This window comes from Streptomyces sp. NPDC094143 (genome assembly GCF_040303825.1).
Lineage (GTDB): Bacteria > Actinomycetota > Actinomycetes > Streptomycetales > Streptomycetaceae > Streptomyces.
Window position 1 is genome coordinate 17484 of sequence record NZ_JBEOTZ010000042.1, and the last position, 13209, is coordinate 30692.

Below are 13209 nucleotides of genomic sequence, written 5' to 3' on the forward strand. Positions count from 1 at the left end.
CGTGGTGCATGATCGCGGCATGTCCGTCGGCAACAGTGAAGTGACCACCCACCCGTTCCTCAAGGCGCTCTACGAGGACGACTACTACCCCGACCGCGTCCTGGACCGCGGCAGGCAGATCCTGCTGCGGCTGTGCGCGCGGATCGAGGCCGAGCACCCCGCCGACCTGGCGGCGCTGTACCGGCTGACCCAGGCCGCCACCGAGGAGTTCAACGACCTGCAGACCGCCTTCGAGGAGGCCGGCAGCGAGATCGAGACCGTGGCGCGGGAGGCGATAGCCGAGGAGTTCTGGTTCGTCGCCCGGGCCTACGGCTTCGCGGACGCCGACGTGGAGGAACTGATCGCCACCCGCGACTGGTGAGACACGCCCGCGCCCCGGCCGGGCGCGATGCCGGCCGGGGCGCGGGTCAGCGGACCGAGGGGGCCCGGGGCGTCAGCTCAGGGACGCCAGGGCCTCGTTCCACGTGGCGGACGGGCGCATGACCTCCGCGGCCTTCGCCGGGTCGGGCTGGTAGTAGCCGCCGATGTCGACCGGCTTGCCCTGCACGGCGCCCAGCTCGTCGACGATCTTCTGCTCGTTCGCGGCGAGCGTCTCGGCGAGCGGGGCGAACGCCTTCGCCAGGTCCGCGTCGTCGGTCTGCCGCGCCAGCTCCTGCGCCCAGTACAGGGACAGGTAGAAGTGGCTGCCGCGGTTGTCGATGCCGCCGACACGACGGGTCGGGGACTTGTCCTCGTTGAGGAAGGTCGCCGTGGCCCGGTCGAGGGTGTCGGCCAGTACCTGGGCGCGGGCGTTGCCCGTCACCTTGGCGTACTGCTCGAAGGACGGCACCAGCGCGAAGAACTCACCGAGGGAGTCCCACCGCAGGTAGTTCTCCTTGACCAGCTGCTGCACGTGCTTCGGCGCCGAGCCGCCCGCGCCCGTCTCGAACAGGCCGCCGCCCGCCATCAGCGGGACGACCGACAGCATCTTGGCGCTGGTGCCCAGCTCCAGGATCGGGAACAGGTCGGTCAGGTAGTCGCGCAGCACGTTGCCGGTGACGGAGATGGTGTTCTCGCCGCGGCGGATGCGCTCGACCGACAGCTTCGTCGCCTCGACGGGGGACAGGATCCGGATGTCCAGGCCCTCGGTGTCGTGCTCCGCCAGGTACGCCTTGACCTTGGCGATCAGGTTGGCGTCGTGGGCGCGGGTCTCGTCCAGCCAGAACACCGCCGGGTCGCCGGTGGCGCGGGCGCGGGTGACGGCGAGCTTCACCCAGTCCCTGATCGGAGCGTCCTTGGTCTGGCAGGCGCGGAAGATGTCGCCGGCCGTGACGGGCTGCTCGATCAGCGCGGTGCCGTTCTGGTCGACCAGGCGGACCGTGCCCGGGGTGGAGATCTCGAAGGTCTTGTCGTGGCTGCCGTACTCCTCGGCCTTCTGCGCCATGAGGCCGACGTTCGGCACCGTGCCCATGGTCGAGGGGTCGAAGGCGCCGTTGGCCTTGCAGTCCTCGATCACGGCCTGGTAGACGCCCGCGTAGGAGGAGTCCGGGATGACCGCCAGGGCGTCGTGCTCCTGGCCGTCCGGGCCCCACATGTGGCCGGAGGTGCGGATCATGGCCGGCATGGAGGCGTCGATGATGACGTCCGACGGGACGTGCAGGTTGGTGATGCCCTTGTCGGAGTCGACCATCGCCAGCTCCGGGCCCTCGGCGAGCTCGGCGTCGAAGGAGGCCTTGATCTCGGCGCCCTCCGGCAGGGCGTCCAGGCCCTTCCAGATGCCGCCCAGACCGTCGTTCGGGCTCAGGCCGGCCGCGGCCAGCTTGTCGCCGTACTGCGCGAACGTCTTCGGGAAGAAGGCGCGCACCACGTGGCCGAAGACGATCGGGTCGGAGACCTTCATCATCGTGGCCTTCAGGTGCACGGAGAACAGCACGCCCTGGGCCTTGGCCTCGGCGACCTGCGCGGTGAGGAACTCGCGCAGCGCGGCGACGCGCATCACGGAGGCGTCGACGACCTCGCCCCGCTGCACGGGTACGGACTCCCGCAGCACGGTGGTCGTGCCGTCCTCGCCGACGAGCTCGATGCGCAGCGCGCCGTCCTCGGCGATCACCACGGACTTCTCGGTGGAGCGGAAGTCGTTCTCACCCATGGTCGCCACGCTGGTCTTGGACTCGGCGGTCCAGGCGCCCATGCGGTGCGGGTGGGACTTGGCGTAGTTCTTCACCGAGGCGGGGGCGCGCCGGTCCGAGTTGCCCTCACGCAGGACCGGGTTCACGGCGGAGCCCTTGACCTTGTCGTAGCGGGCGCGGATCTCGCGCTCCTCGTCGGTCTTCGGGTCGTCCGGGTAGTCAGGCAGCGCGTAGCCCTGGCCCTGCAGCTCGGCGACGGCCGCCTTGAGCTGCGGGATGGACGCCGAGATGTTCGGCAGCTTGATGATGTTGGCGGCGGGCGTCTTGGCCAGCTCGCCGAGCTCCGCGAGGGCGTCCGGAATGCGCTGGTCCTCGGTCAGGTACTCCGGGAACACGGCGATGATGCGCCCGGCCAGCGAGATGTCGCGGGTCTCCACCGGGACACCGGCCTGCGAGGCGTACGCCCGGACCACCGGCAGGAAGGAATACGTCGCCAGGGCGGGGGCCTCGTCAGTCTGCGTATAGATGATGGTCGAGTCAGTCACCGGGTGCTCCGCTCCACGTCTGCAACATTGCTCGACATCAAGATATCTCGTGATCGACCTCGTCTCGACAGGGGTCGGCGACCGGTTTCGGGCAACCGGCCGACCTGCCGTGACCGGCCGGACACGGGCTGTCGCCGGCCGTCGCACCCCGGGTGCGCATCACGGCCGGCGACGCCGTGCGCCTAGTCGAACCGGACGGACGTCATCTCGCCCGCCTCGATCTCGCCGGTGCGCTGCTGCGGGATCGCCACCGCGCCCTGCTGCAGGGTCACCGTCCGGGCCGGGGCGGGGATGCGGATGCCCTCGGCGCGGTACCGCTTGTGCAGGCGCTTGATGAACTCGTGCTTGATCCGGTACTGGTCGCTGAACTCGCCGACGCCCAGGATGACCGTGAAGCCGATGCGGGAGTCGCCGAAGGTGTGGAAGCGGATGATCGGCTCGTGGTCGGGCACCGCGCCCTCGACGTCCCTCATCGTCTCGGCGATCACTTCGTTGGTGACCCGCTCCACGTGCTCCAGGTCGCTGTCGTAGGCCACGCCGACCTGGAGCAGGATGGTCAGCTGCTCCTCGGGGCGCATGAAGTTGGTCATGTTCGCCTTCGCGAGCTGACCGTTGGGGATCACCACGAGGTTGTTGGACAGGTTGCGGATCGTCGTCTGCCGCCAGTTGATGTCCTCGACGTAACCCTCCTCGCCGCTGCTGAGCCGGATGTAGTCACCCGGCTGGACGGTCTTGGAGGCGAGGATGTGGATGCCCGCGAAGAGGTTGGCGAGGGTGTCCTGCAGCGCCAGCGCGACCGCCAGACCGCCGACGCCGAGGGCGGTGAGCAGCGGGGCTATGGAGATCCCCAGCGTCTGCAGCACCACCAGGAAGCCGATCGCCAAAACCAGGATCCGGGTGATGTTGACGAAGATCGTGGCCGACCCGGCGACACCGGAGCGGGACTGGGTGACCGAGCGCACCAGCCCGGCCACCACCCGCGCCGCCGACACCGTCGCGACGAAGATCAGCAGCACCGTCAGGACCTGGTTGGTGGTGTGCTGCACCGCACGCGTCAGCGGCAGCACCGCCGCCGCGCCCGCCGCGCCGCCCACCACCGCGGCCCATGGCACCACGGCGCGCAGCGCGTGCACGATGACGTCGTCCCCGCTCCAGCGGGTGCGGTCGGCGTGCCCGCCCAGCCAGCGCAGCAGGATCCGCAGCGCGAACGCCGCCAGCAGGCCCGAGGCCAGGGCGATACCGGCGAAGAGCAGATCGTCCACGGTGAGCGTCCGGTTCACCGGTCACCTCCGGGGAGGGCAAGCGCGGCGAAGTCTGTCGTCGCCGGCGGTCGGATGTGCGGTGTCGTCACGTCGTCCCCTGCTCGTTTCCGGAATCTCCGTCGGTGGCCGACCACCCTGACCCGCGGTCGGCCCGACCGTTCATCCTGCCGCATCCCGGACGGGGGTTCGTACCGCGGACGGGGGTGAGCGGGGCGTGAATCAGCGCACATGACGTACTGACACGTGGCCTCTCCCACAGGTCCGTGTACGACCCGTGCCGTCCGGCGCCCGAGGCGAAACGGGCGGCGCCCTCCGGGCTTTCGGCCGGGGCACCCCTGCCGTGCCGGAATGCGGCGGCCGGCACCGGACGGCCGGACAGGATCAGGTCGAGGGCCCGGCCGGTGCCGATCAGCCGGGGGAGCCGCACGTGCCGCCGTCGATCAGGGGCACGCCCCAGCGGCGGCGGAACACGCCGAACACGGCCTCCCTCCTCGGCGACCCGCGGGTCGCACCGGAGGGCGAGTTCCAGGCCGCTCGGCGACCCGGGGGAGGCACCAGAGCGCGGGTTCCAGGCCGCCGGCCCCATGCGTGCCCGGCGACCGCGGCGATCACCGGCTTCGACAGCCGCATCCGGGCCGGCCCCATCGGGTCGTCGCCCTCCGGCTCGACCCGGTTCGCGCGCCCGGTGCCGAGGCCTTGAGGTCGGCGCCCGCGCAGAAGGTGCCGCACTCGCCCCACAGCACGGCCACCCGGGCCTCCCCGTCCGCCTCGAACGCCCGGAAGGTCGCGGCCGGTCCGGCCGCGACCGGGCCGTCCACGGCGTCGTGTGCCCCGGGGCGGGAGAGGACGGCCGGGGTCACGGGCCCCGACGCCCGACGCGCCCCGGCATGGTGAAGTCCCTGCTACGGGACGGAATCCGGCACGCCACCGGTTCGGTCAGATCACCTTCAGCCGCACCAGCGCCGCCAGCGTCAGCGCGCCCGGCACCAGCGGCAGCCAGACCGTGACGACCCGGAAGGCCAGCACCACCGCCGTGGCGACCGCGGCGGGGCCGCCGGCCGCGACCAGCGCCATCACCAGCGCCGCCTCCACCGAGCCGATCCCGCCCGGCGTGGGCACCAGCGCCACCGCGCACGTCGCCGCCAGATAGGCCACCGCCATGTGCGCCGCCGGCACATCGAGACCCAGGGCCCGCCCCACCAGCACCAGCACGGACGCCTGCAGCGCGGGAAACGTCAGGGCACCGCCCCACAATGCCAGGGCCCGGGCGGGCCGGGTGTGCACCTCGCGGGCCTCGCCGAGCGCGGTGCGCAGGAAGGACAGCAGGGCCGTGCGCAACCGCCGGACCAGGACGAGTACGGCCACCGCGATCACGAGCAGCGCCCCGGCCCCGGCCAGCAGCGGGCCGAACGCCGTCTCCGGGACCAGCGCGCCGAGCCGCAGCGCGCCGGGGAACGCGAAGAACAGGGCGCCCAGCAGGGCCACCCGGCCGACGCTCTCCGCCAGCAGGTACAGGGCGAGGGCGGCCGAGGAGCGGGCGAGCGGCAGCCCGCACACCGTCATGAACCGCAGGTTGACCGCGCTCGCGCCCAGCCCGGTCGGCAACAGGTGGTTGGCGGCGCCCGCCGCGAACTGCGTGGCCAGCAGCCGCCGTCGGGGCAGCCGCTCGACGACCGCGCCCTGCCTGGTGCAGGCGGCGGCGACCCAGGTCAGGCAGGTCGTGCCGACCGCGGCCAGCAGCCACGGCCACTCGGCGGTGCCGAGATGGGCGAACCCCTCGGCCAGCACCGAGCGGTGGCGCACCGCGACCACGGTGACGAGCAGGAGCGGGAGCAGGCACAGGACCTGCCGCAGGAGGCGGACCGGGACGCGACGGGGGAGTCGTCCCGGGCGGATGTCGGGGAGTTGGACCGCTGTCACATCCGCAGAGGCTTCCCAGGCCGCGCCAACGGCGGGTTGCGGGAGCGCTGCCTGGGGATTGCCTGCGGGAAGCGGCTGTGTGGGAAGCGTCATCGGGGCCTTTGCGCGGACAGTCGGGGCAGAGGGGGATCGGGCCGATTGTGCGGGATGTCGGGGGTGTGAGGCGAGCTCCTTGCCCTCAAGATTGCTTGAGGTTCCACGTTTCGTCCCATGAGTATGGAGACCACGGCGTGGACCCAGCTGCACAGCGTCATGAACGCCCAGGAGGGACACCGCCCCTTCGCCCCGGCGACCCTGCGCCGCATCGGCCGGTTCGCCCGACCGCACCGGCGCCGCATCGCCTCGTTCGTCCTTCATCGCGCTGATCGCGGTCGCGGAGGCGGCGCTCGGGATCCTCGGCCGCAGCCTCTCGGTCACCCTTCATACGCACTCGTACGGGCGCCCTCGTCTCCCGGCTCAACAACGACGTCATCGGCGCCCAGCGCGCCTTCGGCAACACCCTCTGACCCTGTCCTGGCAGAACACCCTGCTCGCGCTGGTGCTGCTGCCGGTGATCGTGATCCGGCCCGGCGCATGGGCCGCCGGATGGCGCGGATGCAGCGCGAGGCGGCGACCCTGAACGCGGCCACGGGCACCCGCGTGACCGAGCGCTTCTCCGCACCCGGCGCCGCTCTTCCGGTGGCGGGAGGGCGGTACGCGGAGCTGCACCGCACCCAGTTCGACGCGGCGGGCCTCACGGTGGACAGGCCCCAGCGGGGGTGAACGCCACCCGGGGCCGGTGCGTACCCCCTTCGAGTACTCCACCGACGGCCCACACCCGGAGAGGCGACGTGTCCCAGCAGCGACCGACCGTACGAACCACCCACCGGACCCCGTCGCGCCCCCGGCGGCTGCGCGCCGTCGCGGCGGCCGGGGTCCTGGCCGTGCTGCCCCTCGCCACGGCCTGCGGCGGCGGTGACGACGGCCGGGCGGCGGCGAAACCGAGCGCGTCCGGGGCACCCGCCGCCGGGGTCGTCGCACCGGCCAAGGTGGAGGTGATCGCCGGCCTGGCCGGCTGCACGGCGGAGATCCGCACCGAGGCGGACGAACTGCGCGAAGGCGTGTGCCGCACCCCGAAGGGCGACTTCCTGATCACCACCTTCCCGGAGGAACGGCTGAAGGAGACCTGGCTGGAGTCGGCCCGCGTCTACGGGGGCGCCTACCTGGTCGGCATGCGCTGGGTGGTCAGCGCCAAGCCCGGGATGCTGGAGCCGCTGCGCGCGAGACTCGGCGGCACCATCCGGAGGTTGTCGGGCATCGGCCCTGGCCCGGACAGCTCCTGACCTCATCGCGGGCGGCTCATCCCTTCCGGTTTCCGCAGGTGGACGTCATGATGGTGCGACTCGGCACATGAGCCGCCCCCTTGTGTCGGCATCGCAGATTGAGTCCACCGTGGTCGCCACCTTCCGTCGCCACTCGCTCGCGGGCGAGCTGCTGGTGCTCCAGCTCGCCATCGTCGTGGTGGTGCTGCTGGCCGTCGCCGCCGTCTCCCTCGCCCAGTCGCGGGCGACGTTCAACCGCGTCGAGGGGCGCCGGGTCAGCGCGCTCGCCGAACAGCTGGCCGCCAACCCACTGGTGCGCAGTCAACTGGTGCGGCCCGCCCCCCGGGAGGCGCTCGCCCCGCTGGTGCTCTCCACGCAGGCGCAGTCCGCGGTGACCTCGGTGACGATCGCCGACGCCGGAGGGCGGATCGTCAGCTCGACGAATCCCACGGTCATCGGCGAGCGCATGCCGCTGGGGCCGGGCACCGACCGCGGCCGGGGCTGGACCGGTCAGCTGACGCTGGACGGCAACCGTGAGCTGGCCGCCCAGGTCCCGGTCCTCGGCGCGACCGAGCAGAACCTCGGCGGGGTCCTCGGCACGGTGATGATCGGCGAGTCCGCGCCGACGGCCTGGCAGCGGCTCAGCGGCGCCTCCTCCTACCTGCTCGCCTACCTGGGCGTCGCCAGCGGCCTCGGCGTCGCCGGCTCCTGGCTGCTGGCGCGGCGGGTGAAACGCCAGACCCTCGGACTGGAGCCGCGTGAGATCGCCGGGCTCGCCGAACACCGCGAGGCCATGCTGTACGGGATCGCCGAAGGCGTGGTCGCCCTGGACCCGCAGCACCGGCTCACGCTCGTCAACGACATGGGCCGCCGGCTGCTCGACCTGCCCGAGGACTGCGTCGGCCAGAGCCTGGACGGCCTGGGCGTCGACGGGCGGCTGCGCGACGTTCTGGCCGGGACCGCCGCCGGCACCCGGGACGAGGTCGTGGTGCGCCACGGCCGGGTCCTGGTGATGAACCGGATGACCGTCACCAAGGACGGCCGGGCCCTCGGCTCGGTCACCACCCTGCGCGACCGGACCGAACTCGCCCGCCTGGAACGGGAGATCGGCTCCTTCCGCAGCTCCTCGGAGCTGCTGCGCGCGCAGGCGCACGAGTTCGCCAACCAGCTGCACACCATCTCCGGGCTGATCCAGATCGGCGAGCAGGACGAAGTGGTGCGCTACATCCGCGCGTTGCACCAGCGCCGCCAGTCCCTGGACGTCACCCTCAGCCGCCGCGTCCGTGACACGGCGGTGGCCGCGCTGCTGATGGCGAAGGCGTCCCTCGCGGCCGAGCGCAGGGTCAGTCTGCGCATCTCCGAGGACACCGCGCTGGAGCGGCTGGCCCCGGAGGACGCCGCCGACGTGGCGACCGTCGTGGGCAACCTGGTGGACAACGCCGTCGACGCCGCCGCGCAGGACGACGAGGCGTGGGTGGAGGTGGCACTGCGGCAGGACGCCTCCAGCGTGGAGATCGTGGTCCGCGACTCCGGCCCCGGAGTGGCTCCCGAGCCGGCGCGCGAGGTGTTCTCCCACGGCTTCACCACCAAGGCCGCACGGGAGGGCGAGCGCGGCATCGGACTGGCCCTGACCAAGCTGGTCTGCGAACGGCACGGGGGAGAGATCTCGGTGTCCGACACCCCCGACGGGGCCGTGTTCACCGCACGCATGACCGTCAGCCACCTCACCGGCACGGTGGCGGAAGGAGCGGACCGATGACCGCAGCACAGGATCCGGCGCAGGGCTCGGCCACGGACCCGGCCCGGGCTCCGGCGCCGGGCGGCACGGACGTGATCGGCGTGCTCGTGGTCGACGACGACTTCATGGTGGCCCGGGTCCACCGCGCCTTCGTCGAACGCGTCGAGCCGTTCCGCGTCGTCGGCGTCGCGCACACCGGAGCCGAGGCGATCGAGGCCGTGGACGCACTGCGCCCCGACCTCGTCCTGCTCGACCTGTACCTCCCCGACATCTTCGGCCTGGACGTGATCCCCCGGCTGCGCAGCGCCGGCCACGACTGCGACGTCATGGTGATCAGCGCCGCGCAGGAGGCCGGCACCGTGCGCGGCGCGGTCCGCCGCGGCGTGGTCGACTACCTCCTCAAGCCCTTCGACTTCCAGGACCTGCGCGTCCGCCTGGAGCGCTACGCCGCCCAGCGCGGCCGGTTGCTGACCGCCGTCGTCCGCGGCCAGGCCGACGTGGACCGGGTCCTGGCGGGCGCGTTCGCCCCGGCGGTGGTCCACACCCTGCCCAAGGGCATGAGCGTGGAGACCGCCGAACTCGTCGAACGGGCGCTGCGCGAGGCGGACGGCACCCTCTCCGCCACCGAGTGCGCGGCCCTGACCGGCGTGTCCCGCGTGAGCGCCCGCCGCTACCTGGAGTACTTCCACAGCACGGGCAGCGCGGAGGTCTCCCTGCGTTACGGCGCGGCGGGGCGCCCGGAACGCCGTTACGCCTGGCGGGTGTGAAGCCGAACGCCGGTGAGCCGACTGGCGCGGTGAGCCGGGGGTGCGGTGAGCCGGGGCGCGGGGCCGGAACGCGGGAGGGTAGCGCGCGCCGAGACGGTCTCGGCGCGCGCCACCCGGGGGTGGATCGCGCTGGGTCGCGGGTGCGGCCCGCTACTTGGGGTCGCGCTCGAAGAGCGACTTCGACCAGAAGTAGCCGAGGACGGACAGGCCCACGCACCAGGCGATGGCGAGCCACCCGTTGTGGCCGATCTCCGTTCCGAGGAGCAGTCCGCGCAGGGTCTCGATGGCGGGGGTGAAGGGCTGGTACTCGGCGATCGGCTGGAACCAGCCCGGCATGGAGTCGGCCGGGATGAAGGCGCTGGAGATGAGCGGCAGCAGGATCAGCGGCATGGCCATGTTGCTGGCCGCCTCGGCGTTCGGGCTGGCCAGGCCCATGCCGACCGCGATCCAGGTGAGCGCCAGGGCGAACAGCGCGAGCAGTCCGAACGCCGCCAGCCACTCCAGCGCCGTCGCGTCGGTGGACCGGAAGCCGATGGCCGCGGCGATGGCCCCGACGAGGACCAGACTCATGAGCACCTGCAGCACGCTGCCGACCACGTGCCCGATGAGCACCGAGCCGCGGTGGATCGCCATGGTGCGGAAGCGGGCGATGATGCCCTCGGACATGTCCGTGGAGACGGACACCGCGGCCCCGATGACGGTGCTGCCGATGGTCATCAGCAGGATGCCGGGGACGATGTAGGCGATGTAGTCGGAGCGGTCGGCGCCGCCGCCTCCGATGCCCGTGCTCAACACGTCGCCGAAGATGTAGACGAAGAGCAGCAGCATCATGACCGGCGTGAGCAGCAGGTTCAGCGTCAGGGACGGATAGCGCCTGGCGTGCAGCAGATTGCGGCGCAGCATCGTGTTCGAGTCGCGGACGACGAGGGACAGGGCGCTCATCGGGCAGCCTCCTTGTGCTTGTCGGTGCCGCCGGTCAGGGCGAAGAAGACGTCGTCGAGGTCGGGGGTGTGCACGGACAGCTCGTCCGCCTCGATACCGGCCGAGTCCAGCCAGTCGAGAAGGGAGCGCAGTTCGCGCTGGGTGCCGTCGCTGGGGATGCGCAGGGTCAGCGCGTCGTCGTCGCGGTTGGCCTCGTGCAGCGTGGCGACGGCGGTCTGGTAGGCCGCCGGGTCGGTGAAGCGGAGCCGGACGTGCCCGCCGGGGATGAGCCGCTTGAGCTCCTCGGCGCTTCCCTCGGCGGCGATCTTGCCGTTGTTCAGCACGGCGATGCGGTCGGCGAGTTCGTCGGCCTCCTCCAGGTACTGGGTGGTGAGGAAGACCGTGACGCCGTCGGCGAGCAGTTCGCGGATGATCTGCCACATGTTGTGCCGGGAGCGTGGGTCGAGGCCGGTGGTGGGTTCGTCGAGGAAGATGATCCGCGGGTCGCCCACCAGCGTCATCGCCAGGTCCAGGCGGCGCTTCATACCGCCGGAGTAGGTCGAGGCGGGCTTCTTCGCCGCGTCGGTGAGGTCGAAGCGCTCCAGCAGTTCCGCGGCGACGCGCCGGCCCTCCTGCCGGGGCAGGTGCTGCAGGTCGGCCATGAGGAGCATGTTCTCCTCCCCGGTGATCAGGCCGTCGACGGCGGAGAACTGCCCGGTGACGCCGATCGCGGCGCGCACGGCGTGCGGCTCGGTGGCGACGTCGTGGCCGCCGACGCGCAGCTCACCGGCGTCGGCGGTGATGAGCGTGGAGAGGATCTTGACGGCGGTGGTCTTGCCCGCGCCGTTCGGCCCGAGCAGGGCGAACACGGACCCGGTGGGGATGTGCAGGTCGATGCCGTCGAGGACGGTCTTGTCACCGAAGGACTTGCGCAGCCCGACGGCCGAGATCGCGGCCGGGGGCGGCGCGCTCTCACCCTTCCTGGACGTGGGCATGACAGAAGGAGACATGGAGCACTCCCTTTCGGAGGCTGTCGTGACGGGGGGTGAGCGGTGTGCGGGTGGTGCTCAGGCCCGGGCGCGGCGGATGTCGATGTTGCCCCAGTTGGACCGTGCGTGGACCCGGACGGTCTCCTCGGTCTCCTCCGGCGCGTCGGACGCGGACAGCGTGTTGCGCACCTGCCCGCGCTTGGAGCTGACGTCGAGCCAGGCAGCGGTGCCCTCGCGGACGCCGACCTCGATCGGGCCGTTGGAGGTCTCCAGGTGGACGGTGCCGCGTGCGACATCGTTGACGCGGAGGTGGCCGTTGGTGGTGGTGCCGGTGACCGACGACTCGACACGCGCGATGTCGACGCCACCGTTGACACCGTTCACGCGCAGTTCGCCGGTCACGGCGTCGACGGTGGTGCTGCCGTGGGAGTTCTTCAGGACGGCGGGCCCGTTCACGACTCCGATGCGCAGGTGGCCGGAGTTGGTGGTGATCTCGGCCATGCCCTCGACCCGGTCCACGGTGATGGAGCCGTGCGAGGCGGACAGCTGGAGCGGTCCGGTCGTGTCGAGCCGGACGTCGCCGGCCGCGGTCTTGAGGCGGACCTCGCCCAGCCGGCCCTCGCCGAGCACCTCGGCACTGGCGCCGGAGACGTCGATGTGCGAGCCCGTGGGCAGTTCCACCGTCACGTCGACGGTGCCGGAGCGCCCGACGAGGTTGGCCTTGGGGGTCCTGATGGTCAGAGTGCCGTTCGCGTACGAGATCTCGGTCTGCTCCACCACGCGCGCGTCCTGGTCGCGCTTGGGGTCACGGGGCTCCACCGCGACGACGGTGTCGGTGCGGTCGCCGGCGGTGAACCGGATGGATCCGGAGTAGACGTGGGCCGTGACCGAGATGGGCTCGGGCGTGTCGAAAGAAGGCATGGCGGTACTGTCCTCGTGGGTCGTCGGGCCGCCCCCGCTGGTGGGACGTGGTGTGGGTGGTGCGGTGCGGACGCGGGCGGGGCTAGCGCACCCAGCCCGTCAGGCTCTGTCCGACCGTGCGGGTCTTCTCCGTGGTGCGCGCCGGGGTGCCGCCCTCGACCGCGCCGGCCACCGCCCGGACCAGCCAGGCGTTGACCGAGAGGCCCTCGCGGTTCGCCGCCTCCTCGGCACGGGCCTTGAGGTGGGCGGGCAGGCGCAGGTTGATGCGGGCGGGGCCGCCGCCCTCGCTGTCGGCCGGTACCTGTGCGACGGGTGGTTCGACGGTCGTGAGCGGTTCGGTGGGGGTGTCGTCGGCGGGCGGGGGTGTCACGACGAAGTCGGGCTCAAGACCGCGCAGCCGTACGTCGACCGAGCCGGGGGCGAGCTCACGCGTGATCTCGTCCATGGCGGCGGACAGGACGTTGAGCAGGGTCAGGCGTGTCGCCGACTCCAGCGGGGCGGTGAGACGCTCGGCGAGCTCGCGAGCTTCCTCCCCTCCGGCTTCGGCGGCCACCGCGAGTTCACGGCGGAGGGTGTCGACATACGGGCTGAGGTCCATGCCGTCAGCATGGCACCACAATGGCGCCGCGCGCAAGCCTGATTGGCGCTATGCGGGTGACGGGTTTCCGGACGAGTGCCCTTTCCGTGGCGAGAACAGGCGGGCGGGGCGCCTCATGGTGCCACTGAGTTACGCGGGC

General features: G+C 72.1%; 11 protein-coding genes and 2 pseudogenes. 5 read left to right on the forward strand and 8 right to left on the reverse strand.

The window, feature by feature from the left end:
• Positions 1-19 precede the first annotated feature (19 nt).
• Complete coding sequence (locus ABTZ58_RS34475) at positions 20-361, forward strand: DUF5713 family protein (protein ID WP_351365620.1); 342 nt, start codon at positions 20-22, stop codon at positions 359-361.
• A gap of 72 nt (positions 362-433) precedes the next feature.
• Here the strand turns inward: ABTZ58_RS34475 and ABTZ58_RS34480 are convergent, their stop codons facing one another.
• From ABTZ58_RS34480 to ABTZ58_RS34495, 4 genes and pseudogenes are all read right to left on the reverse strand, one after another.
• Positions 434-2653 (reverse strand): NADP-dependent isocitrate dehydrogenase, encoded by a 2220-nt coding sequence (locus ABTZ58_RS34480; RefSeq protein WP_351365623.1) that lies wholly within the window; start codon positions 2651-2653, stop codon positions 434-436.
• A gap of 182 nt (positions 2654-2835) precedes the next feature.
• Entirely contained in the window at positions 2836-3933 is a 1098-nt protein-coding gene (locus tag ABTZ58_RS34485) for a mechanosensitive ion channel family protein (protein ID WP_351365626.1), read from the reverse strand.
• 244 nt (positions 3934-4177) lie between these two features.
• A pseudogene (locus ABTZ58_RS34490) lies at positions 4178-4775 on the reverse strand (enoyl-CoA hydratase-related protein); the annotation flags it as partial.
• 76 nt (positions 4776-4851) lie between these two features.
• On the reverse strand, positions 4852-5835 hold the full coding sequence (locus ABTZ58_RS34495) for a lysylphosphatidylglycerol synthase transmembrane domain-containing protein (RefSeq protein ID WP_502996176.1): 984 nt from the start codon (positions 5833-5835) through the stop codon (positions 4852-4854).
• A gap of 210 nt (positions 5836-6045) precedes the next feature.
• Here ABTZ58_RS34495 and ABTZ58_RS34500 point away from each other — a divergent pair.
• The 4 genes and pseudogenes from ABTZ58_RS34500 to ABTZ58_RS34515 form a co-directional block, all read left to right on the forward strand.
• Positions 6046-6537: pseudogene (locus ABTZ58_RS34500) on the forward strand (6TM ABC transporter family protein); the annotation flags it as partial.
• Positions 6538-6665: 128 nt separating this feature from the next.
• Positions 6666-7157, forward strand: a complete 492-nt coding sequence (locus ABTZ58_RS34505; protein ID WP_351365629.1) for a hypothetical protein — start codon at positions 6666-6668, stop codon at positions 7155-7157.
• Positions 7158-7266: 109 nt separating this feature from the next.
• Positions 7267-8895 carry a sensor histidine kinase gene (locus tag ABTZ58_RS34510; RefSeq protein WP_351365685.1) on the forward strand — a complete coding sequence of 543 codons (1629 nt, stop codon included), beginning with the start codon at positions 7267-7269 and terminating at the stop codon, positions 8893-8895.
• Positions 8892-9641: a response regulator gene (locus tag ABTZ58_RS34515; protein ID WP_351365632.1), complete on the forward strand. Its 750-nt coding sequence runs from the start codon at positions 8892-8894 to the stop codon at positions 9639-9641. The genes ABTZ58_RS34510 and ABTZ58_RS34515 overlap by 4 nt, the downstream gene beginning before the upstream one ends.
• 150 nt (positions 9642-9791) lie before the next feature.
• On the opposite strand, the gene ABTZ58_RS34520 is transcribed toward ABTZ58_RS34515, so the two are convergent.
• The 4 genes from ABTZ58_RS34520 to ABTZ58_RS34535 form a co-directional block, all read right to left on the reverse strand.
• On the reverse strand, positions 9792-10583 hold the full coding sequence (locus ABTZ58_RS34520; protein WP_351365635.1) for an ABC transporter permease: 792 nt from the start codon (positions 10581-10583) through the stop codon (positions 9792-9794).
• Positions 10580-11557 (reverse strand): ATP-binding cassette domain-containing protein, encoded by a 978-nt coding sequence (locus ABTZ58_RS34525; RefSeq protein ID WP_309097954.1) that lies wholly within the window; start codon positions 11555-11557, stop codon positions 10580-10582. The genes ABTZ58_RS34520 and ABTZ58_RS34525 overlap by 4 nt, the downstream gene beginning before the upstream one ends.
• 72 nt (positions 11558-11629) lie before the next feature.
• Positions 11630-12472 (reverse strand): DUF4097 family beta strand repeat-containing protein, encoded by an 843-nt coding sequence (locus tag ABTZ58_RS34530; RefSeq protein WP_351365638.1) that lies wholly within the window; start codon positions 12470-12472, stop codon positions 11630-11632.
• Between the two features lie 82 nt (positions 12473-12554).
• Entirely contained in the window at positions 12555-13070 is a 516-nt protein-coding gene (locus ABTZ58_RS34535; protein WP_351365641.1) for a toxin-antitoxin system HicB family antitoxin, read from the reverse strand.
• Positions 13071-13209 lie beyond the last annotated feature (139 nt).